26 protein-coding genes are annotated in these 21,630 nt (G+C 37.6%); all 26 read left to right on the top strand.

From position 1 onward, the window contains the following. Positions 1-168: 168 nt before the first annotated feature. The 26 genes from rpmE to ACQKMD_RS03125 all read left to right on the top strand — a co-directional run bounded on the left by rpmE (position 169) and on the right by ACQKMD_RS03125 (position 21,382). Complete coding sequence (gene rpmE / locus ACQKMD_RS03250) at positions 169-369, top strand: 50S ribosomal protein L31 (protein WP_427749434.1); 201 nt, start codon at positions 169-171, stop codon at positions 367-369. A gap of 220 nt (positions 370-589) precedes the next feature. Next, complete coding sequence (locus ACQKMD_RS03245) at positions 590-1,183, top strand: thymidine kinase (protein WP_427749432.1); 594 nt, start codon at positions 590-592, stop codon at positions 1,181-1,183. 142 nt (positions 1,184-1,325) lie between these two features. Further along, positions 1,326-1,646: a hypothetical protein gene (locus ACQKMD_RS03240; RefSeq protein ID WP_427749430.1), complete on the top strand. Its 321-nt coding sequence runs from the start codon at positions 1,326-1,328 to the stop codon at positions 1,644-1,646. 9 nt (positions 1,647-1,655) lie between these two features. After that, positions 1,656-2,060 (top strand): N-acetylmuramoyl-L-alanine amidase family protein, encoded by a 405-nt coding sequence (locus ACQKMD_RS03235; protein WP_427749623.1) that lies wholly within the window; start codon positions 1,656-1,658, stop codon positions 2,058-2,060. Positions 2,061-2,190: 130 nt separating this feature from the next. Beyond that, positions 2,191-3,261, top strand: a complete 1,071-nt coding sequence (prfA, locus tag ACQKMD_RS03230; protein WP_427749428.1) for a peptide chain release factor 1 — start codon at positions 2,191-2,193, stop codon at positions 3,259-3,261. After that, positions 3,254-4,120 carry a peptide chain release factor N(5)-glutamine methyltransferase gene (gene prmC, locus ACQKMD_RS03225; RefSeq protein ID WP_427749426.1) on the top strand — a complete coding sequence of 289 codons (867 nt, stop codon included), beginning with the start codon at positions 3,254-3,256 and terminating at the stop codon, positions 4,118-4,120. The genes prfA and prmC overlap by 8 nt, the downstream gene beginning before the upstream one ends. A gap of 43 nt (positions 4,121-4,163) precedes the next feature. Beyond that, positions 4,164-4,913: a stage II sporulation protein R gene (locus ACQKMD_RS03220; protein ID WP_427749425.1), complete on the top strand. Its 750-nt coding sequence runs from the start codon at positions 4,164-4,166 to the stop codon at positions 4,911-4,913. 105 nt (positions 4,914-5,018) lie between these two features. Further along, entirely contained in the window at positions 5,019-6,065 is a 1,047-nt protein-coding gene (locus ACQKMD_RS03215) for an L-threonylcarbamoyladenylate synthase (protein ID WP_427749423.1), read from the top strand. 238 nt (positions 6,066-6,303) lie between these two features. Further along, positions 6,304-6,798 carry a manganese efflux pump gene (locus tag ACQKMD_RS03210; protein ID WP_427749421.1) on the top strand — a complete coding sequence of 165 codons (495 nt, stop codon included), beginning with the start codon at positions 6,304-6,306 and terminating at the stop codon, positions 6,796-6,798. A 56-nt stretch (positions 6,799-6,854) separates the two neighbouring features. Continuing rightward, positions 6,855-7,295: a low molecular weight protein arginine phosphatase gene (locus tag ACQKMD_RS03205; protein WP_427749419.1), complete on the top strand. Its 441-nt coding sequence runs from the start codon at positions 6,855-6,857 to the stop codon at positions 7,293-7,295. Positions 7,296-7,297: 2 nt separating this feature from the next. Then, the gene (locus ACQKMD_RS03200) at positions 7,298-8,593 is read left to right on the top strand and encodes a methyl-accepting chemotaxis protein (protein WP_427749417.1); all 1,296 of its coding nucleotides are present in this window, start codon (positions 7,298-7,300) and stop codon (positions 8,591-8,593) included. A gap of 381 nt (positions 8,594-8,974) precedes the next feature. Beyond that, on the top strand, positions 8,975-9,415 hold the full coding sequence (rpiB, locus tag ACQKMD_RS03195; RefSeq protein ID WP_427749415.1) for a ribose 5-phosphate isomerase B: 441 nt from the start codon (positions 8,975-8,977) through the stop codon (positions 9,413-9,415). A gap of 14 nt (positions 9,416-9,429) precedes the next feature. Beyond that, entirely contained in the window at positions 9,430-9,978 is a 549-nt protein-coding gene (locus ACQKMD_RS03190) for a TIGR01440 family protein (RefSeq protein WP_427749413.1), read from the top strand. Between the two features lie 20 nt (positions 9,979-9,998). Further along, positions 9,999-11,234 (top strand): serine hydroxymethyltransferase, encoded by a 1,236-nt coding sequence (gene glyA, locus ACQKMD_RS03185; RefSeq protein ID WP_427749411.1) that lies wholly within the window; start codon positions 9,999-10,001, stop codon positions 11,232-11,234. A gap of 553 nt (positions 11,235-11,787) precedes the next feature. Further along, on the top strand, positions 11,788-12,417 hold the full coding sequence (upp, locus tag ACQKMD_RS03180) for a uracil phosphoribosyltransferase (protein WP_427749409.1): 630 nt from the start codon (positions 11,788-11,790) through the stop codon (positions 12,415-12,417). Positions 12,418-12,438: 21 nt separating this feature from the next. Next, complete coding sequence (wecB, locus tag ACQKMD_RS03175; protein WP_427749407.1) at positions 12,439-13,554, top strand: non-hydrolyzing UDP-N-acetylglucosamine 2-epimerase; 1,116 nt, start codon at positions 12,439-12,441, stop codon at positions 13,552-13,554. 526 nt (positions 13,555-14,080) lie between these two features. Further along, the gene (locus ACQKMD_RS03170) at positions 14,081-14,452 is read left to right on the top strand and encodes an ATP synthase subunit I (RefSeq protein ID WP_427749405.1); all 372 of its coding nucleotides are present in this window, start codon (positions 14,081-14,083) and stop codon (positions 14,450-14,452) included. 27 nt (positions 14,453-14,479) lie between these two features. Further along, positions 14,480-15,193 (top strand): F0F1 ATP synthase subunit A, encoded by a 714-nt coding sequence (atpB, locus tag ACQKMD_RS03165; RefSeq protein ID WP_427749403.1) that lies wholly within the window; start codon positions 14,480-14,482, stop codon positions 15,191-15,193. Between the two features lie 76 nt (positions 15,194-15,269). After that, positions 15,270-15,494, top strand: coding sequence for a F0F1 ATP synthase subunit C (atpE, locus tag ACQKMD_RS03160; protein ID WP_038180035.1), 225 nt, complete (start codon positions 15,270-15,272; stop codon positions 15,492-15,494). A 168-nt stretch (positions 15,495-15,662) separates the two neighbouring features. Then, positions 15,663-16,184 (top strand): F0F1 ATP synthase subunit B, encoded by a 522-nt coding sequence (atpF, locus tag ACQKMD_RS03155; protein WP_427749401.1) that lies wholly within the window; start codon positions 15,663-15,665, stop codon positions 16,182-16,184. Beyond that, the gene (locus ACQKMD_RS03150; protein ID WP_427749400.1) at positions 16,181-16,717 is read left to right on the top strand and encodes a F0F1 ATP synthase subunit delta; all 537 of its coding nucleotides are present in this window, start codon (positions 16,181-16,183) and stop codon (positions 16,715-16,717) included. The genes atpF and ACQKMD_RS03150 overlap by 4 nt, the downstream gene beginning before the upstream one ends. Before the next feature lie 27 nt (positions 16,718-16,744). Further along, the gene (atpA, locus tag ACQKMD_RS03145; protein ID WP_427749398.1) at positions 16,745-18,262 is read left to right on the top strand and encodes a F0F1 ATP synthase subunit alpha; all 1,518 of its coding nucleotides are present in this window, start codon (positions 16,745-16,747) and stop codon (positions 18,260-18,262) included. Positions 18,263-18,315: 53 nt separating this feature from the next. After that, a complete protein-coding gene (atpG, locus tag ACQKMD_RS03140; protein WP_427749396.1) occupies positions 18,316-19,173 on the top strand; it encodes an ATP synthase F1 subunit gamma in 858 nt (285 codons plus the stop codon). A 46-nt stretch (positions 19,174-19,219) separates the two neighbouring features. Further along, the gene (gene atpD, locus ACQKMD_RS03135; protein ID WP_427749394.1) at positions 19,220-20,635 is read left to right on the top strand and encodes a F0F1 ATP synthase subunit beta; all 1,416 of its coding nucleotides are present in this window, start codon (positions 19,220-19,222) and stop codon (positions 20,633-20,635) included. 24 nt (positions 20,636-20,659) lie between these two features. Further along, positions 20,660-21,064: a F0F1 ATP synthase subunit epsilon gene (locus tag ACQKMD_RS03130; RefSeq protein ID WP_427749392.1), complete on the top strand. Its 405-nt coding sequence runs from the start codon at positions 20,660-20,662 to the stop codon at positions 21,062-21,064. A gap of 81 nt (positions 21,065-21,145) precedes the next feature. Beyond that, positions 21,146-21,382 carry a DUF1146 family protein gene (locus ACQKMD_RS03125; protein ID WP_427749621.1) on the top strand — a complete coding sequence of 79 codons (237 nt, stop codon included), beginning with the start codon at positions 21,146-21,148 and terminating at the stop codon, positions 21,380-21,382. Positions 21,383-21,630: the final 248 nt, after the last annotated feature.

Raw genomic sequence — 21,630 nt, 5'->3', positions numbered from 1 at the left:
ATTTATAAGTATATAACTTCTTTGCTTGCATCACTAAATAGTTTTTGATATAATTCATAAAGTATTGCAAGAAACGTGTTGCATATGCGGCAACTAATCTGGGTCGTGTAAGGCAACAGTTCGATAAACTCTGTTCCAGATGGTTCAGGGCGAAAGGAGATCATACACATGAAACAAGGTATTCATCCAGAACACAAAGAAGCAACAGTAAGCTGTTCTTGTGGTAACACTTTCAAAACTGGTTCAGTAAAAGAAAAAATCGTAGTAGAATTCTGCAACGAATGTCACCCATTCTATACTGGCCGTCAAAAATTCGCGTCTGCTGACGGACGTGTTGATCGTTTCAACAAAAAATACGGTATTAAATAATTTAACCCGTATACACAAAATACCTGCCCGGCAAGTAATTGCTAGGCAGGTATTTTTCTTGCGCCAAAATACTTTTTCGTGTAGTATAAATCTCGTTCGTTTAAAATAAAAAGCTATGTAAGAGGATTACATAACATAGTTTTTATATAAAAAAAAGAGAAGTATTCTTTCTATTTTTTCGTTATGATGATGGATATAAGTTTTGAAAGGAGTCTAATTCATGTACGTAATGACTCAAAACGGTTGGATTGAAGTAATATGCGGAAGTATGTTTTCGGGGAAATCTGAAGAACTAATTCGCCGCGTTCGTAGATCTCAATTTGCGAAGCAGAAAATTGCAGTTTTTAAGCCTGAAATTGATAATCGTTATAGTGAAGAAGCAGTTGTAAGCCACAATGGCACTACGGTAATAGCAAGACCTATCAAATCACCTAAAGAAATATGGGATCACATTTCAGATGATTTCGATGTAATTGCAATTGATGAAGCACAATTTTTTGAAGATGATATTGTAGAAATTGTTCAGCAATTAGCTAATCACGGATTCCGTGTAATATTAGCGGGACTTGATCAGGATTTCAAAGGAGTTCCATTCGGCCCGATGCCGAAGTTAATGGCAATTGCAGAGCTAGTAACAAAATTACAGGCAGTATGTAGTGTGTGCGGATCACCATCGAGTCGTACACAGCGCTTAATTAATGGGCAACCTGCAGGAATTGATGACCCGGTTATATTAGTAGGCGCATCTGAAGCGTATGAACCCCGCTGTAGACATCACCATGAAGTGCCAGTAGGAAAATCAATTCATCAGTAAGAGCAGCTTAGAAGCTGCTCTTTTTTTGTGGGTCAATGGTAGTTGATTTACATAAAACAATCAATTTATCCTAAATTGGATATTAATGTATTGAGATATGCTAGTATTGAATATAGTAAATCTATTTTAGAAGGGAGAACATATGGGGAAGATCATACGTTTATTATTTTCGTGTATTGCTCTAATTTCTGTTTTCTCAATAGCGCCAGTAACTGCAAAAACGGCAATAAAGAAATCAAGCAAAAAAATAATTGTTATCGACCCAGGCCATCAGCAGTATGCAAATATTGATGTTGAACCCATTGGCCCAGGTGCACTGAAAACGAAGTATAAAGTGACGGATGGGACGTACAGCCCTTATACAAACAAAAAAGAATCCATCCTTACATTGAAAGCGTCTAAAATGCTCGGCAATACATTAAAGAAGCTTGGCTTTAAAGTGATATATACACGTACAAAATAAAATGTCAATATAAGTAATCGTGAACGTGCCGATATCGCTAACAAAAGCAATGCAGACGTTTTTTTACGTATACATACTGACGGGTCCATCAATAAAAAAGAGAAAGGTTTTTCAATTTTAACTACATCAGCTAAAAATCCATACATATCAAAAAATGTCTATAAAAAGAGTCTAGTAATTTCAAATGAAATTATACAAAAGATAGAAAAGAATAAAAAAGTTGAAGATATAAAAGGTATTATTTATCGAGATGACTTATCAGGAGCAAATTGGTCGAAGGTACCTGGTACGTTGATAGAATTGGGTTATATGACGAATAGGGAGGAAGACAAAAAATTGGCGGATTCAAGGTATTTAAAAAGCATCACAAATAGTATAGCTGACGGTATTGACCAATATTTGAAGAAAAAATAATGTTCAATCTTCAAAAGAGTAGCGATAGCTGTTCTTTTTCATTATACTATTGAAGGAGCATATTTCGACAAATAGCTAATCACAAGCTGATTTAAATAAAATTTCCAAAAGAAAGGTCAAGGTGAAAGAAATGTTTGATCGCCTACAAGCCGTTGAAGATCGTTACGATCGATTAAATGAATTACTTAGCGACCCTGAGATTGTCAATGACTCAAAAAAATTAGCGAAGTTTTCAAAAGAACAGTCTGATATAAGTGAAACAGTAGAAGTTTATAGAGAATATAAAGAAGTGAAACAACAGTATCAAGAAGCGAAAGAAATGTTTGAGGATAAACTAGATCCTGAAATGCGTGAGTTAGTAAAAGAAGAAGTAACTGAATTAGAAGAACAAATTGCAAAATTAGAAGACCATCTACGTCTTCTATTAATTCCAAAAGACCCGAACGACAATAAAAACGTTATTATGGAAATCCGCGGTGCAGCCGGAGGTGATGAAGCTGCTCTATTCGCGAATACATTATTCCGTATGTATAGTCGTTATGCTGAAACGCAAGGCTGGAAAATTGAAGTCATGAACGCTAACCCAACAGAACTTGGTGGCTATAAAGAAATCGTCTTCATGATTAACGGTCAAGGTGCATACTCAAAATTCAAATTTGAAAGTGGCGCACATCGTGTACAACGTGTACCAGAAACAGAATCACAAGGTCGCGTGCATACTTCAACATCAACAGTAGTTGTAATGCCTGAAGCTGAAGAAGTAGAGTTAGACATAGCTGATAAAGATATACGTGTAGATATTTATCATGCAAGTGGTGCAGGCGGACAGCACGTCAACAAAACAGCCTCTGCTGTTCGTATGACACATATTCCAACAGGTGTTGTTGTTGCAATGCAAGATGAACGTTCTCAATTAAAAAACCGTGATAAAGCGATGAAAGTATTACGTGCTCGTGTATACGATAAATTACAACAAGAAGCACAAGATGAATATAATGCAGAACGTAAATCTGCAGTTGGTACAGGGGACCGTTCAGAACGTATCCGTACTTATAACTTCCCACAAAATCGTGTAACAGATCACCGTATCGGTTTAACGATTCAAAAGCTTGATCAAATTATTGAAGGTAAGATAGATGAAATCTTCGATGCATTAATATTAGAAGAGCAAGCAAATAAACTTGAAAGCTTAAATGATTAATATGACAAGACAAGTATATGAGGCCCTCAACCGGGCTTCTTCTTTTTTACAAGAAAACGGTCGAGAAGAAGGTGCAGCACGTTTACTTTTACAGCATGCATTAAATACATCCTATACAGGATTAATGATGATTATGCGAGATGAAATGACGGACGCGCAGTGGGAAAACTATTTTAATATGATAGAGGAACATAAAAGTGGTCGCCCTATTCAGTATATTACGGGCTCAGAAGAGTTTTACGGCCGTACATTTAAAGTAGATGAATCAGTTCTAATTCCTCGTCCTGAAACAGAAGAGTTAATAGTGGAAGCACTAAAACGCATCAAGAAACTATTTGCAGCTACAGCATCTATTCAAATAGCAGATATCGGAACGGGAAGTGGCGCGATTGCTATAACGATGAAAAAAGAAGTGCCTCAAGCAACTGTAATCGCAACAGATATTTCCCCAATAGCACTTACGACAGCCAAGAATAACGCTAAGCAATTAGATGCCGAAATAAACTTCAGAGAAGGAGATTTAACCGAACCCCTAGTGCATGAACAATGGGATGTTGTGTTATCTAACCCACCTTATATAGCATTTGATGAAGCGGAGGAAATGTCTGATATCGTTTTAGAACATGAACCACATAGTGCATTATTTGCAGAAGAAAGCGGACTAGCTTTATACCGAAAGCTCGCTGAAAATTTGCCAACTCTTATGAAAAAACCCAGTTTCATCGGTGTAGAGATTGGTTATAAACAAGGAGAGGCAGTAGCGAAATTTTTCAAAGAAAAATTTCCACAAGCCAAAGTAGAAGTAGTGAAAGATATTAATCAAAAAGATAGAATGATTTTTTGCGAGATTAGTGAATAAAACATCTGAACCCTGTCTATCCTTGTGACAGGGAGGGATTAAGATGATACCAGATTACAAGACTATTGAAATGCCTAAACAAGAAACAAAGACAAAGATGATTCCAGTGCTACAATTTATTGCAGCTCTGCTTTTTATACAAACACTTTTATTCTTACTACCACAGTGGTTTACGGAAGATACTTCACCAATTGCAAATACTGAGCAAATGCGATTCCGTATTGTTGCGAATAGCAACTCAACACAAGATCAACTTATAAAACACAATATGTTAAAAGAAATAGAACCTATTATTAAACAGCTAGCTGTCCAAACAAATGGAACAGAAATGGAACAGAATTTAGCACTTGTAGAGCGAGAAATTCAAGATAAGTTATCTGCAAAATTCAGTCAACAATCGGTTCAGGTTACTAGAAAACAAGAATTATTCCCAGCTAAACGTTATGAAGGATTTTTATATCCACAAAATTACTATGATGCACTTGTCGTGACGATTGGCAGTGGCAAGGGGGATAATTGGTGGTGTGCTTTATTTCCTAAAGTATGCTACCGCGGAGAAGAACCGAAAGAACCGAAAGAACCGAAAGAACCGAAAGAAACGAAGGAAACAAAAGAACCAAAAGAAACGAAGGAAACAAAAGAACCAAAAGAAACGAAGGAAACAAAAGAACCAAAAGAAACGAAGGAAACAAAAGAACCAAAAGAAACAAAAGAAACGAAAGAAACAAAAGAGTCTGAAGAGGAAACACAGAAGTTTTTCGTATGGGAATGGTTGAAAGATGTCTTCTCATAAAAAAAGTTATGCACAATATTTGTAAAATTGTCCACAATATACACAATGTTATCAACGAATTGTGTATAACTTTCTGAAAACTCTTTCAAGAAGGGAGATACAGAGATGAAAACTAAACGTCTAAATGTGGACATTCATGTGGATAGTGAAAAAAGTTATTCACAAGCTGTGGATTTGTTGAATAATGGAGAGGTGGTCGCTTTCCCTACCGAAACCGTATATGGTTTAGGTGCAGTTGCTACGGATGAAGTGGCAGTGAAGAAAATCTTTCAAGCAAAAGGTCGGCCTTCCGATAATCCACTTATCGTTCATATTGGTACTTTTGAAGAAATAGAAAATTACGTTGATCATATTTCACCAAAAGCAAAACTTTGTATGGAAGCATTTTGGCCAGGACCTTTAACGATGATTTTCAAAGTAAAACCAAATGTCCTTGCAGATAGCGTTACAGCAAATTTAGACACAGTGGGTATTCGTATGCCTGATCATGCAGTTGCATTACATTTACTTCGACAATTAGGTAAGCCAGTAGCTGCACCTAGTGCGAATCGTAGTGGTAAGCCTAGTCCGACTGAAGGTATCCATGTTGAAGAAGATTTAAATGGAAGTATCCCTTTGATTTTGGATGGAGGCTCTACAGGTATTGGTGTCGAGTCAACCGTACTAGATCTAACATTGGACACGCCTGTTATTTTACGTCCAGGTGGTGTCACTAAAGAGATGCTAGAAATTGTCATTGGTCCTGTTTCTCAACCGTCACATACAGAACAAAATAGTGGCAAAGCGCCAAAAGCACCGGGTATGAAGTATACTCACTACGCCCCAAATGCTCCGGTCTATTTAATAGATAAAGAAGAAAAAACTATTGCTAAGGCTCTTGAGACTCTACATGATAGAGGGGTTAAAGTAGCGTTACTAGCACCAGAAAATTTAAGTCACCTTGCAGCTGATTGGTTTTTTACGTTTGGTCAAAAGGATACAAATGAAGAGATGGCAGTTAATCTATACCATGCTTTGCGATCATGCGATGCAACTAAAGCGGATCTTGTTCTTGCTACAACTACTTCAACAGAAGGTGTAGGTGCAGCAATTATGAATCGCCTCGAGAAGTCAGCAGGGGGCAAATGGTATTCAGCAGATATTCAGCTTTAACTAAAGTAGAATTTATCTGGTGAACGACATTAATTGTACTCGGCAAATAAGCTGTTCTTTCTATATAAAAGAGAGAACAGTTTTTTCGTTCTTAGATGATAGTGCAAATTAAAATATAGGTAAGATGCTTCTTACATCATTATATTTACAAGTGAAGAGACACATTTGAAACCTAGCATAAAGCCGGACACCCCTTGCATATCGTAAAGAGATATGCAAAAGAACAAGGGGGGACAACGTGCAGGAAATAATAGCAGGCGTTATTACAGCATTAGATGTATTCGCCCTATATCTCATTTTACCGAAAGTTCGTTTTCGATTGGCCCTTTCATGTTGGACAGCCGGACTCCATGTCCTTTTTCCGCTAATCGGTTTCTATGTAGGTGAATGGGCTGCTCAACATATAATGACAGTTGCTAAAATGCTCTCAGGTGCATTGCTCAGTATGATAGGTCTCCAACTTCTATTATCAGCTAGAGTTAGAGAAACTCCTAATCTATCTCCGGTACTATTAGCAGTTACTGCCAGTCTTGATACCTTTTCAGTTAGCGTATCTTTTGGTATGCTTCAATTACATAAAGGTTTATTTATTATGAGTACAGGTATAACAACATTTATCTTTTCGTACGTTGCTTTATCGGTAAAAAGAAAAACACCAGTAAATTTAGGTATAATGTTTCAGGTTATGGCAGGTGTTGCATTACTTTTAATAGGGTTATTATCTATAATTTAATAATTATATGGAACATTATTACTACTATGATATATAATGAGGAATGAGGGTGCGTAATGAATATTTATTTTATATGTACTGGAAACACTTGTAGAAGTCCGATGGCAGAAGCTATATTAAATGCAAAGAAATTAGATGGTTTGGAAGTTCGTTCAGCAGGTATCTTCGCCATGCCTGGTGGTGAAATTTCAGAGAATGCTAAAGTTGTGTTATCTGAGGCAAATATATTTACAGAACATGTTTCAAAACAAATTGAAGCAGCGGATTTACAGTGGGCCAACCTTATTTTGACTATGACATCAGCACATAAAGAAATGATTTTGCAGGCTTTCCCAGCTATCTCTGATAAAACCTTCACATTGAAGGAATACATTGTGCCATATGGTTCGTATGATGTTTCAGATCCATTTGGGGGCGATGTCTATTTGTATCGTCAAACATTCCAGGAATTAAATAAATTAATTGATGCACTCGAAACGAAATTATCGGAGGGCTAATGATGAATAAACGAAGTGTGAAACATTCTTTTGGATTGAGAAAACAACTCGTATTATTTGTATCAATTTTAGCGATTATCACTTATTCAACTAGTTTCATTTTTATCGAATATATTCAACCACATTTTTTCCCTAATATTAAAAGATCGATATTCGAAATCATTACGTATGCATTGGGTATCTTATGGTCTGGTATTTTGGCAGCTGCTTTTAGTTCATTTATTATAAAGCCATTGCAAAATCTGGAGGCTGCTACAAACCGTGCGGCAGAAGGTTACATAGGAGAAGATGTAAATTTACCAAGATCGAATGACGAAATAAGAGCACTGGCAGTAGCGTTTCAGTCTATGCTCGAAAATCTCCGTAAAATGGTAAATAGTATTGACCAAAATTTCCAATCGACAAATAAAACAGTTCTAGATTTATCAAAGGAAACTGAAAATGCAGCTAGTCAAGCAGAGGCGGTCGCTCTTACAATTGCACATATTTCTAAAGGTGCAGAGAGTTCGGCGGTATCTATTCAGCAAACGGCGGAGGCACTTGAAGATGTTCGAGTTATAGCTAAAGAAGTTAACGGCCGTGCAGAATTATCATCACAGCATTCAGAGCGTATGATGAATGAGTTAACATTTACTACGAAGAAAATTGAAAATCTTGTATCGGGTATAAAACAAATTGTGTCAGGCAACAAAGATGCGCTTGGGAATATCCATCAACTGGAAAGTAATGCTAAACAAGTTGAACGCATTATTCAATTGGTTGGAGATATTGCAGCACAAACGAATCTCTTAGCATTAAATGCTTCAATTGAAGCTGCACGTGCTGGAGAGCATGGTAAAGGCTTTGCGGTTGTTGCTGAAGAAGTACGTCAATTAGCTGATCAAAGTGCAGAAGCTGTACAAGGTATTACGGGATTAATCCAAACGATGCAATCTGATGTACATAATGTTGTAGAACAAATGACGTCTCAAGTAGCTTTTGCGGTTAAAGAAGTAGAGAAAGTATCTGAAACAACAAACGCTGTAGAAGGCATGACATCAATCGTCCATGAAATGGCAGATTCCGTTGTTGAAATTTCTCAATTTGTGGAAAAGCAAATGCATAACATTGAAACGACTGCACATCAATCTCAAGAAGTAGCAGCTATAGCGCAAGAAACTTCAGCGGGTGCACAAGAAGTTCGAAGTGTAACAGAGGAGCAAGCTAGGTCAATCGAGGAAATCGATCAACTATCGAAGCATTTGAAAATGCAGTCAGAAGAGCTGTATAAAATGATATTGCAATTTGACCGCTCCTAACTATTGATTTGTACATAATGACTATCACAAAAGCTATGAACGAAGCTATTGTGATAGTTTTTTTAATTATTGAAAGATGTATATTTTAGTTTGCAATAACACTTACTATCTTAAAGCTCAAAAGTAACTAGCTCTCACTTGCAGATTTTGTAGAACGAAAGGAATAACAATGAGAAAAACATTAATATCCGAATTTAAAACATGATTATACTGTTTTATATTCGTTAATTAGTCGATAAATGCTTTAAAAAGAACTGTGAGAAGGAATAATATTCGTATTTCTATTAAATTCTTTTATTTAAATACTGTGAAAAATATGTCTTTCTAAAGCTAGAAGTGGTAAACTATTGTTGAATAAAATTATCGAAAAGAGGGAACCCATTGAAAATTGCGATTTCATCAGACCATGGTGGCAACAATTTACGAAAAGAGATTATGACACTGCTAGAAGAGCTAGGCATAAACTACGACGATTTTGGACCACAATCATCTGATTCAGTTGATTATCCTGACTATGCACTACCAGTTGCTGAAGGTGTAGCAAGTGGAAAGTATGATCGAGGTATTTTAATATGTGGAACAGGCATAGGTATGTCTATCGCAGCTAACAAAGTGAAGGGTATTCGTTGTGCATTAGTTCATGATTTATTTAGTGCAAAAGCAACTAGATGCCATAACAATTCAAATGTGTTAGCAATGGGAGAACGTGTGATTGGCCCAGGACTTGCACTTGAAATCGTGCAAACTTGGATGTCTACAGACTTTGAAGGCGGACGTCACGAACGTCGCGTTGAAAAAGTTGCTGAGATTGAAAACGATTAAGAAGGTCATAAAGTATGAACTTACAACAAATAACAGATCAACTACAACAGCTTCTTACTAATCTAGAGCAACAAGCAACATTCCGTAAGGGGCAACTCTTTGTTGTTGGTTGTTCAACATCAGAAGTCAAAGGACAAAAAATTGGTACAGCCGGTGGTTTAGAAATTGCTGAAGCACTTTATAAACCATTACATGCATTTGCTGAAAATCATGGACTATCTTTAGTATTTCAAGGTTGTGAGCATCTCAACCGTGCTTTAACTTTAGAACGTAAAGTTGCAGAAGACTACCGTCTTGAGCCAGTTTCAGTTACTCCTGTCCAAACGGCAGGTGGATCTATGTCAACTTACGTATATAGTCAGCTTACAGATCCGGTTGTTGTGGAAGAGATACAAGCACATGCGGGTATAGATATCGGCCAAACATTAATTGGCATGCATTTAAAAAGAGTGGCAGTTCCTGTTCGCACTTCCGTATCCCATATAGGTGAGGCAGTTGTGACAGTTGCGATAACACGTCCCAAATTAATTGGTGGCGAAAGAGCAGTTTACAAAATGAACTAGATTATAGGGGGAAAAGTATAATGATAAAACTTGCAGCACTAGACACAGCGGTATTTGAAGCAATGGAAGCAGAAAAGGCACGTCAACAAGCTAACATCGAATTGATTGCATCAGAAAATATCGTTTCAGAAGCAGTAATGGAAGCACAAGGATCAGTATTAACAAACAAATACGCTGAAGGCTATCCAGGTAAACGCTATTACGGTGGTTGTGAGCATGTAGATGTTGTAGAAAACATCGCTCGTGATCGTCTAAAAGAAATTTTTGGCGCAGAATATGCTAACGTACAACCGCACTCAGGTGCTCAAGCTAACATGGCTGTATACTTCACAATCCTTGAGCAAGGCGACACGGTATTAGGTATGAACTTATCACACGGTGGTCACTTAACTCATGGTAGCCCTGTAAACTTCTCAGGCGTACAATACAATTTCGTAGAGTATGGTGTAACAGAAGATACAAATGTAATCGACTATGAAGACGTTCGTCAGAAGGCTCTTGAACATAAACCAAAATTAATCGTTGCAGGTGCATCTGCATACCCTCGTCAAATCGACTTTGCCAAATTCCGTGAAATCGCTGACGAAGTAGGCGCATACTTCATGGTAGACATGGCGCATATCGCAGGTTTAGTTGCTGCTGGGGAACACCAGAACCCAGTTCCATATGCTGATTTCGTAACGTCTACAACACACAAAACTTTACGTGGGCCTCGTGGTGGGCTTATTCTTTGTAAAGAAGAATTTGGCAAAAAAATCGATAAATCGATATTCCCTGGAATCCAAGGTGGTCCACTAATGCACGTAATCGCTGGTAAAGCGGTAGCATTCGGTGAAGCACAACAACCAGAATTCAAAGAATACATTGGACAAGTTGTGAAAAACGCAAAAGTGTTCGGTGAAGCACTTCAAGCTGAAGGCATCAAATTAGTATCAGGTGGAACAGATAACCACCTTCTGTTATTAGATGTTCGTTCTATGGGGTTAACTGGTAAGGTTGCAGAAGCATTACTTGATGACGTACAAATTACAGCAAACAAAAACACAATTCCTTACGAAACTGAGAGTCCATTCGTAACTTCAGGAGTTCGTGTAGGTACAGCTGCAGTTACTTCTCGTGGCTTCAAAGAAGATGATATGAAAGAAGTTGCTTCAATCATTGCATCTGTTCTTAAAAACCCAGAGGATGTAGCGATTAAAGCAGAAGCACAAAAACGCGTAGCTGCATTAACTACTAAACACCCACTTTACGCATAATTTAATAGATTAATAAATAATAATAATCAAAGCTACTTTTGTTCATTCAAAAGTAGTTTTTTTAATGATAAATTGTAAAAAACAACAGAATTTACTTCTAATTTGAGGGGATATAAAATAGCAAAAGCAATTATTATTGAGCTAGTATCATATAATTTTGATATATCCGTTTGAAGATTTTGGAGTTAGCTTTTCATCAATCAGCTACTTAAAGTATTTGCTCTTCACAAAAATAAAATAAGTTGAATCTTTACTCATAATATTTATGTACCTAGTACCTTTACGATTGTCCGTACTATCTAATTAATTAGCTGATAACCTCCTCTAAATACCAGGTGCGAAGGAATTGGAATTTCCAAACAACTAGAGATTTTAAAGAATTTAGATTGTGCAATTGGGCAAGGTTACTATTTTAATAAGTCATTAACACTAGAACAAGTAGATGAATTATTCGACAAAATGTAACAAATGAAAAAAACGCAGCGGACACATATTAAAAAGGCGTTTTTCTGTTATAATAGTCAAGATAAATAAAAGTAGGGAGAGGAACATATTGGGTAAAGTATACGTATTTGACCATCCATTAATTCAGCATAAGCTAACATACATTCGCGACAAAAATACAGGAACGAAAGAATTCCGCGAGCTTGTCGATGAAGTAGCAACACTTATGGCATTTGAAATCACTCGTGATTTACCGTTAGAAGAAATTGAAATTGATACACCAGTAACAACAGCTAAAACTAAAGTACTATCAGGTAAAAAAATGGCTATTGTTCCAATTCTCCGTGCGGGTATCGGTATGGTAGATGGAGTATTAAAACTTATCCCTGCAGCAAAAGTAGGTCATATCGGATTATATCGTGATCCACAAACATTAAAACCAGTCGAGTATTACGCGAAACTACCTGCTGATGTAGAAGAGCGTGATTTCATCATAGTTGATCCAATGTTAGCGACTGGTGGTTCTGCAATTGAAGCGATTAACTCTTTGAAAAAGCGTGGCGCTAAAAGCATTAAATTCATGTGCTTAATCGCAGCTCCAGAAGGTGTACAAGCGATTCATGATGAACATCCAGAAATCGATATTTATATCGCAGCACTTGACGAAAAATTAAACGACCATGGTTATATTATTCCTGGTTTAGGTGATGCTGGAGACCGTTTGTTCGGTACAAAATAATGTGAAGGTGGTGCAAGGTCATTGCATAAAAAATGGAAAGTGATGACTATTTTTGGAACAAGACCGGAAGCTATTAAAATGGCTCCCCTCGTTTTAGAATTACAAAAGCATTCAGATCAAATCGAAACAATTGTAACAGTGACAGCTCAACATCGACAAATGCTCGACCAAGTGCTGGATACATTCAAAATTACGCCAGATTATGATTTGAACATCATGAAGGATCGCCAAACACTTGTTGATGTCACAACTAGAGGACTAGAAGGTTTAGACCAAGTGATGAAACAGGCTAAACCAGACATCGTATTAGTTCATGGAGATACGACCACAACATTTATCGCAAGCCTAGCAGCCTTTTATAACCAAATTGCAATAGGTCACGTTGAAGCTGGACTCCGAACCGGTGACAAATACTCCCCATATCCAGAAGAGATGAATCGTCAGCTTACCGGTATTATGGCAGATATTCATTTTGCACCGACGGAGCAGTCTAAACAAAACCTATTAAAAGAAAATAAAGCAAATAGTACTATTATAGTTACAGGTAATACTGCAATTGATGCATTAAAAACAACTGTTAACACATCCTACAGTCATCCAGTGCTCGAACAAATTGGACAAGATCGTATGATTTTATTAACTGCACATCGCAGAGAAAATCTAGGCGAACCAATGCGCCATATGTTTAAAGCTATAAAAAGGCTGTTAGCAGAGCATAGTGATATACAAGTTGTTTATCCCGTTCATATGAACCCAGCAGTACGCGAAATCGCCAATGAAATACTTGGAGACGAAGCGAAAGTTCATTTGATCGAACCACTTGAGGTTTTTGATTTCCATAATTTCGCTTCGAAATCATATATGATTTTAACAGACTCAGGTGGGGTTCAAGAAGAAGCGCCATCACTAGGGAAGCCGGTGCTTGTTCTTCGTAATACAACAGAACGTCCCGAAGGAATAGAGGCAGGTACATTAAAATTAGCAGGTACGGAAGAAGAAACTATTTATCGTTTAGCAAAAGAACTTTTAATAGAAGAAACTACGTATAATGCAATGGCACAAGCTTCAAATCCATACGGTGACGGATTTGCTTCAAAAAGAATTGTCGAAGCTTTACTGGCTTATTTGGAACAGTGAATTCAATAATCTATTGAATGAAAACTACCTTATATTATGTAGATTGCATTTTGTAAGGTAGTTCTATTTCTGTCTGTTAAAAGATGAAAATTTTAATTAAGTCAATATTGTTGCAAATTTGTCGACAATTTGACAAGGTTTCTACCTTTGTGAAGTTTTTCACTCTAACCAATTGACATGAAATATTCACTATTGTATGCTAACTAAGGGTAATAATGATAAGGGTTCCTTAACTGTAAACATTCTGCAATTACTTGAGTTATCAAGTTTCTACTAGAATTACAGTTTGGACATAATTTGTAAATTTATACGGTATTATGCATCGTTTTAGATGTCCTTATATGCGGTGGTTCTCCATTATAAGCTTTTCTCTCACATTAAATATGGATTCCGATTCATCTCTTTATAAGAGTAGATTACGGCTTCCGCCCCGCGAGTAGTTTTAACAACTACTTATCCGGCATCCAACCGGTGGCCAGCTATTACTTCCGTCATTCGAAAATAAGATTCAGGAGATCAAAGACCAATGCTAGAATTGCATCAGATTTTTGCTAAGCAGAAAAGAATGCTATTTTTTTTGCTCGCATTTTGTGCGTTAGGATGGGCTTTTACACCATATGAAACAGTGTTTGCTGGTCTCGCATTAGGTGCGCTTTTTGGTCAATATAACTTTTGGATTCTAGTCCGAAGAATGGAACGATTTGATCACTCTATTAGCGAAGGAAAGAAAGTGGCATCACTAGGTTCGGCTTTTCGCTTCGCATCAGGTATTGCTGCAGTAGCGGTTGCTACCATGTTGCCAAAGTATTTTCACTTAATTAGCACGGTCATTGGGCTAATGATTCCATACGTTCTGCTTTTAGTAGACAGGATCGTATTTCATGTAAAATACCAATAAGCGCATTGAAAGAGAGGTGAATGCAAAGTGCAACATGAAAATCCACATATTGAATTGTGGGGACTAAGTTTTAACCCAGGTAATGTTTTAATGTTAGTCGTAGCGGCATTAATAGTTTTCTTAATAGCTTTTATATCGACACGAAACTTAAAATTAAAACCAACAGGCATGCAAAACTTTATGGAGTGGGTTATGGACTTCGTAAAGAATATTATTGGCAGCAACATGGACTGGAAAACAGGTGGTAAGTTCCATATTCTTGGAATCACGCTGATTATGTTCATCTTCGTTGCGAATATGCTTGGTCTGCCATTCTCAGTCGTAATTTATGGCGAATTATGGTGGAAATCACCAACAGCAGATCCAATCGTTACTATGACACTTGCCGTTATGATAATTGTTTTATCTAACTACTACGGTGTTAAAGCGAAAGGATTCAAAGGGTATCTTGGAAGTTTCGCTCAACCGATGGCTTTCTTATTCCCATTGAAAATTATTGAAGAGTTCGCAAATACGTTAACTCTTGGTCTACGTCTTTACGGTAACATCTATGCAGGTGAGATTCTTTTAGGATTACTTGCAAGTATGGGGACGCTTTGGGGAGGATTAGGTTTCTTCGCAGCAGTAGTTCCAACAATGATTTGGCAAGGTTTCTCGATCTTTATCGGTGCAATCCAATCATTTATTTTCGTTATGTTAACAATGGTTTACATGAATCACAAAGTGAGTGAAGACCATTAAGTATAAAATGCTTAACTTAATAAGTTAAGTAGCTGACACACAAAAAACTTTATATTTCCAAGGAGGAAAAATTTCAATGGTAGGTTCAGTTGGTTTATTAGCAGCAGCAATCGCAATCGGTTTAGGTGCACTTGGTGCAGGTATTGGTAATGGTATGATCGTTTCAAAAACAGTAGAAGGTATCGCTCGCCAACCAGAAGCACGTGGCGTTCTTCAAACAACAATGTTCATCGGGGTAGCATTAGTTGAGGCCCTACCGATCATCGCTGTAGTAGTAGCTTTCATCGTAATGAACAAATAATCGTCTTTAATTGTTTTATAAAAAAATGGCGAAGAAACTTTTCGATAAAGGAAAACTTCGCCATTCCTTTATGTCTTTAAGGCATAATATTCCTTTAGACAATACATCTTACTAAGATTCAATCATATAAGATTTGAACTCTAAGCTCTTGAAGGGAGTGAAACAATCGTGTTTTTAGATTATCTAGTACTAGGAAACTCTTCTGAATTTATTAATGGTGGAGATATCCTTGTAACGTTAGCGGTTTTCATTTTCCTAATGTTCGCTTTGAAAAAAGTGGCATGGGGTCCATTGATGGGAATTATGCAACAACGTGAAGAATTAGTTGCTAGTGAGATCGAGTCAGCTGAAAAGAGCCGTCAAGAATCACAACAACTTTTAGAAGATCAACGCAGCCTTCTTAAGGAAGCGCGTGTAGAAGCACAAACGATTGTTGAAAACGCGAAGAAACAAGGCGACTTGCAAAAAGAAGAAATTATTTCTGCTGCTCGCGCTGAAGCATTGCGTTTGAAAGAATCAGCTGTGCGTGATATCGAGACTGAAAAAGAGAAAGCTATTGCTGCTGTTCGTGGAGAAGTGGTTTCACTATCAATACTTGCTGCATCTAAAGTACTTGAAAAACAAGTCTCAGAAGAAGAGAATCGTACTCTAATTGAAGAAACGATTGCGAAGGCAGGGGAAACTCTATGAGTCAATCGACTGCAGCGAGTCGCTATGCCAAAGCATTGTTTCAATTGGCACAAGAAAAACAATTACTAACTGAAGTAAGTGCAGACTTACGTGAAGTGAAAGTTGTTTTCGAAGAGAACTCTGAGTTATTCCAACTTTTAGATTCTCCAAAATTAGAAGACAAAGAAAAGAAAGAACTTGTTTCTAAAGTATTTGCTTCTGTTCAACCAATTATTGTGAATGCAATTAAAGTCTTAATTGATAAAAAGCGCATTCATGAAGTAGTAAGTGTGATTGAAGAGTTTATCCGTTTTGCTAATGACACGCAAGGTGTAGCAGATGCAATCGTATATACAACTCAACCTCTTACAGAAGATGAAATTCAACGCATTTCTACAGCATTTGCTCGTAAAGTGGGTAAAAATGCACTTAATATTACAAACGAAATCGATCCACTATTGATTGGTGGAGCTCGACTTCAAATCGGTAACCAAATTTTTGACAGTAGTATTGCACACAAACTAGCTGGCTTAAAACGTACGTTAATCGGTTAATTATAAAGAATTTGAGAGGTGAGAAACATGGGCATCAAAGCTGAAGAAATCAGTGGACTTATTAAGCAGCAGATGGAGAATTACCAATCTGCAATGGAAGTTAGCGAGGTAGGTACAGTTATCACAGTTGGTGACGGTATCGCTCGTGCTCATGGCCTCGACAACGTCATGGCTGGAGAATTGCTTGAGTTCTCTACTGGTGTACTTGGTATGGCACAAAACTTGGAAGCGAACAACGTAGGTATCGTTATCCTTGGACCAACTAAAGGCATCAATGAAGGCGATGAAGTGCGTCGTACTGGCCGTATTATGGAAGTACCAGTTGGTGAAGAATTGATCGGTCGTGTTGTCAATTCACTAGGTCTTCCTGTTGATGGTTTAGGACCAATCAACACTACAAAATCTCGTCCAATCGAAAGCCCTGCTTTCGGAGTAATGGATCGTAAATCAGTACACGAACCATTACAAACAGGTATTAAAGCGATTGACGCATTAGTTCCAATCGGTCGTGGTCAACGTGAGTTAATCATCGGTGACCGTCAAACTGGTAAAACTTCTGTTGCAATCGATACAATTTTAAACCAAGCAGACCAAGATATGATTTGTATCTATGTTGCTATCGGTCAAAAAGAATCTACTGTACGTGGCGTAGTTGAAACACTTCGTCAACATGGTGCTCTAGATTACTCAATCGTTGTAACTGCATCTGCATCACAACCATCACCATTATTATACCTAGCTCCTTATGCTGGTATCTCAATGGCAGAAGAGTTCATGTTACAAGGTAAACATGTATTAATCGTATATGATGATTTATCTAAACAAGCATCTGCTTACCGTGAACTTTCATTACTTCTTCGTCGTCCTCCAGGTCGTGAAGCTTACCCAGGGGATGTATTCTACTTACACAGCCGCTTATTAGAACGTGCTGCTAAGTTGAACGAGAAATATGACTGTGGTTCAATCACAGCACTTCCATTCGTTGAAACACAAGCTGGAGATATCTCAGCTTACATTCCAACAAACGTAATTTCTATTACGGATGGACAAATTTTCTTACAATCTGATCTATTCCACTCAGGTGTACGTCCAGCAATCAACGCAGGTCTTTCTGTATCACGTGTTGGTGGTTCTGCTCAAATTAAAGCAATGAAAAAAGTTGCGGGTACACTACGTCTTGACTTAGCTGCATTCCGTGAACTTGAATCATTTGCACAATTTGGTTCTGATCTTGATAAAGCTACTGCAGCTAAATTAGAACGCGGTAAACGTACTGTAGAAGTTCTAAAACAAGATCTTCACAAACCAATTAAAGTTGAAAAACAAGTTACAATTCTATATGCACTAACTAAAGGATTCTTAGATGATATTCCTGTACAAGATATCGTTCGTTTCGAAAACGAATTATACGCTTGGTTAGATGCAAATGACGAAAGCCACAAAAACGTTTTAAATCATATCCGTACTACTCAAGGACTTCCATCTGATGAAGACATGGCAGAAACTTTAAATGCTTTCAAAAAAACTTTTGCTAAATCAGAATAAGATCTGATAGTTTTACGTCAATATAAAAAAAACGGTAAGGTGGTGAAATACCAGTGGCATCATTACGCGACATAAAAAAACGTATCACATCGACTAAAAGCACTAGTCAAATCACGAAAGCGATGCAGATGGTTTCTTCTTCTAAAATGACACGTGCTGAAGCAAACGCTAAAGCTTACGTTCCATATATGGAGAAAATACAGGATGTTGTAGCTGCAATTGCAGCAGGTACAACAGATGGGTCACACCCGATGTTAGTATCTCGTCCAGTTAAGAAAACGGCTTATTTAGTCATTACTTCTGACCGTGGACTTGCAGGTGGTTATAACAGTAACGTAATTCGTACTGCTAAAAACGCTATGGATGAACGACATAACTCTAAAGATGAGTTTGTTGTTATCGCTATCGGCCGTATGGCAAGTGAATTCTTTGCGAAACGTGGATATAACGTAGTAGATGAAGAAGTTGGTCTACCTGATCAACCTGCATTTGCTGACATTAAACAAATCGCTCGTAAGGCTGTTGGTATGTTCACTGATGGTACATATGATGAACTTTATATGTACTACAGCCACTTTGTCAGTGCCATTCAACATGAACCAACTGAGAAAAAGGTACTGCCAATTACAGACATCGCAACATCAAGCACAACTGCATCATATGAATTCGATCCATCTGGTGAAGCAATTCTTGAAGTATTGTTACCACAATACGCAGAGAGCTTAATTTATGGTGCGTTGCTCGACGGTAAAGCTAGTGAACATGCTTCACGTATGACAGCAATGAAGAGTGCAACCGATAATGCAAACGAACTTATTAGTTCATTAACTCTTGTATATAACCGTGCACGTCAAGCGGCTATTACACAAGAAATTACAGAAATCGTTGGTGGAGCTGCGGCCTTAGAATAGGCGCTCTCCAGCTTCTGTAATGCAAGTACGATAGGAGGGGAAAAGTATGAACACAGGACACGTTCTTCAAGTAATGGGTGCCGTTGTTGACGTTCAATTCGACAACTCAACATTACCAGAAATTTACAACGCGCTTACTGTAGAAATTAAACGCCCTGGTGAAGAGCCTCAAACACTTACTCTTGAAGTAGCACTTCACCTGGGAGACAATGCTGTCCGCACGATTGCTATGTCATCTTCTGATGGCTTACAACGTGGCGCAGTAGTAACAGACCTTGGTGCTCCAATCTCAGTTCCAGTTGGTGACATCACTCTTGGACGTGTATTCAACGTACTTGGTGAAACAATCGATTTAGCGGAAGAAATTCCAACAACTGAACGCCGTGACCCAATTCACCGCGAAGCACCTACATTCGAAAACCTTTCAACTCAAGTTGAAATCCTTGAAACAGGTATCAAAGTAGTAGATTTATTAGCACCATATATTAAAGGTGGTAAAATCGGTCTATTCGGTGGTGCCGGTGTAGGTAAAACTGTATTAATCCAAGAACTTATTAACAACATCGCTCAAGGACACGGTGGTATCTCCGTATTCGCAGGTGTAGGTGAACGTACTCGTGAGGGTAACGATTTATTCTTCGAAATGAGCGACTCAGGCGTTATTAAGAAAACAGCAATGGTATTCGGTCAAATGAACGAGCCACCAGGCGCACGTATGCGTGTAGCTTTATCTGGTCTTACTATGGCTGAATACTTCCGTGATGAACAAGGTCAAGACGTACTTTTATTCATCGATAACATTTTCCGTTTCACTCAAGCAGGTTCTGAGGTTTCTGCGCTATTAGGTCGTATGCCTTCTGCCGTAGGTTACCAACCAACTCTTGCTACTGAAATGGGTCGTTTACAAGAACGTATTACGTCAACAAACAAAGGTTCTGTAACTTCTATCCAAGCAATTTATGTACCAGCCGATGACTATACTGACCCGGCTCCGGCTACAACTTTTGCCCACTTAGATGCAACTACTAACCTTGAGCGTAAACTTTCTGAAATGGGTATCTACCCAGCGGTTGATCCATTGGCTTCAACTTCTCGTGCTTTATCACCAGATATCGTTGGTGTTGAACATTATGAAGTTGCTCGTCAAGTTCAACAAACTTTACAACGCTACAACGAATTACAAGATATCATCGCTATCTTAGGTATGGATGAATTATCTGATGAAGATAAATTAACAGTTGACCGCGCTCGTCGTATTCAATTCTTCTTATCTCAAAACTTCCACGTAGCGGAACAATTCACTGGTCAAAAAGGTTCTTATGTACCTGTTAAAGAAACTGTTAAAGGTTTCCGTGAAATTCTTGAAGGTAAATATGACAAATTACCAGAAGATGCATTCCGTCTAGTTGGTCGTATTGAAGAAGTTATCGAAAAAGCGAAAAGTATGGGTATTGAACTTTAATACTAGGGACGAGGAGGAAAAAATATGAAGACCATAACAGTCAACATTGTCACTCCCGACGGCCCAGTATACGATTCAGAAGTCAACATGGTGATTGCTAAGACTGTAACGGGTGAGATGGGTATTTTACTTGGTCACATCCCTACAGTTGCGCCACTAGTAGTAGGTTCTGTTCGTCTGGTTTCAGACAAGCATACTGAATTAGTAGCAGTTAGCGGCGGTTTTGTTGAAATTCGTCCTGATAAAGTAACGATTTTATCTCCTTCAGCTGAAACAGCAAGTTCAATTGATCTTGCTCGTGCAAAAGAAGCGTTAAACCGTGCTGAACAGCGACTACAAAGTAAACAAGATGACATTGATTTCAAGCGCGCTGAACTTTCAATTAAACGTGCTATGAACCGTATCAACGTTAAAGAGGGTAACATCTAAGCTTTATAAATTAGAATTGCGGGCAGAATTTTTCTGCCCGCTTTTTTAAGATTTGTTTAAAAGGAGATGAGAAATGTGGATATAACAGCAACAATTGGTCAAAATGCACTAATCAGTATTATTTCACATATATTTTTTATAGGGATCTCATTTTATGCTTTACAAGCTATTATGTTTGAAAAAGTGTTTAAAAAGAATCACGTTTTTCAAATACAATTGCTCTTTATTTTATTAAGTATTACAATTGGATCATCTGTTTCAAATTTTTTCTTAACTTTTTCTGGATGGTCAAGCCAGCTTCCATATCTTTTTGAGTAACTTGTTTTATATGTAAAAACCAATTATAATATAATATTTTTTAGTTTATTGCTCTTTTTGACAAGATAAGCTAAAAAATTTGATCTCTTACAAGGGGAACGCTTTCATTATTGCTCGTTATTTGTTATGGTTGAATCTGAGAGAATATATTATTATTTTTCCATATAGAATAATCATTACCCAGGAAATATTTTGTGGAAATTTGTTTTATTTAGATAGTAATTGGGTATATAAAATGGGCGTCCAGT

Origin of the sequence: Viridibacillus sp. NPDC096237, assembly GCF_050278625.1 — a bacterium.
In the GTDB taxonomy this organism is placed as follows: Bacteria; Bacillota; Bacilli; order Bacillales_A; family Planococcaceae; genus Viridibacillus.
Note: the sequence above shows the minus strand (reverse complement) of the source record. Positions and strands in the feature narration are given on the sequence as shown.

Excerpts from the sequence above, each read along its gene's own strand:
- rpmE (WP_427749434.1), top strand. The coding sequence starts at position 169 with ATGAAACAAGGTATTCATCCAGAACACAAAGAAGCAACAGTAAGCTGT.
- ACQKMD_RS03245 (WP_427749432.1), top strand. The coding sequence starts at position 590 with ATGTACGTAATGACTCAAAACGGTTGGATTGAAGTAATATGCGGAAGT.
- ACQKMD_RS03240 (WP_427749430.1), top strand. The coding sequence starts at position 1,326 with ATGGGGAAGATCATACGTTTATTATTTTCGTGTATTGCTCTAATTTCT.
- prfA (WP_427749428.1), top strand. The coding sequence starts at position 2,191 with ATGTTTGATCGCCTACAAGCCGTTGAAGATCGTTACGATCGATTAAAT.
- prmC (WP_427749426.1), top strand. The coding sequence starts at position 3,254 with ATGATTAATATGACAAGACAAGTATATGAGGCCCTCAACCGGGCTTCT.
- ACQKMD_RS03220 (WP_427749425.1), top strand. The coding sequence starts at position 4,164 with ATGATACCAGATTACAAGACTATTGAAATGCCTAAACAAGAAACAAAG.
- ACQKMD_RS03215 (WP_427749423.1), top strand. The coding sequence starts at position 5,019 with ATGAAAACTAAACGTCTAAATGTGGACATTCATGTGGATAGTGAAAAA.
- ACQKMD_RS03205 (WP_427749419.1), top strand. The coding sequence starts at position 6,855 with ATGAATATTTATTTTATATGTACTGGAAACACTTGTAGAAGTCCGATG.
- ACQKMD_RS03200 (WP_427749417.1), top strand. The coding sequence starts at position 7,298 with ATGAATAAACGAAGTGTGAAACATTCTTTTGGATTGAGAAAACAACTC.
- ACQKMD_RS03190 (WP_427749413.1), top strand. The coding sequence starts at position 9,430 with ATGAACTTACAACAAATAACAGATCAACTACAACAGCTTCTTACTAAT.
- glyA (WP_427749411.1), top strand. The coding sequence starts at position 9,999 with ATGATAAAACTTGCAGCACTAGACACAGCGGTATTTGAAGCAATGGAA.
- ACQKMD_RS03170 (WP_427749405.1), top strand. The coding sequence starts at position 14,081 with ATGCTAGAATTGCATCAGATTTTTGCTAAGCAGAAAAGAATGCTATTT.
- atpE (WP_038180035.1), top strand. The coding sequence starts at position 15,270 with ATGGTAGGTTCAGTTGGTTTATTAGCAGCAGCAATCGCAATCGGTTTA.
- ACQKMD_RS03150 (WP_427749400.1), top strand. The coding sequence starts at position 16,181 with ATGAGTCAATCGACTGCAGCGAGTCGCTATGCCAAAGCATTGTTTCAA.
- atpA (WP_427749398.1), top strand. The coding sequence starts at position 16,745 with ATGGGCATCAAAGCTGAAGAAATCAGTGGACTTATTAAGCAGCAGATG.
- atpD (WP_427749394.1), top strand. The coding sequence starts at position 19,220 with ATGAACACAGGACACGTTCTTCAAGTAATGGGTGCCGTTGTTGACGTT.
- ACQKMD_RS03130 (WP_427749392.1), top strand. The coding sequence starts at position 20,660 with ATGAAGACCATAACAGTCAACATTGTCACTCCCGACGGCCCAGTATAC.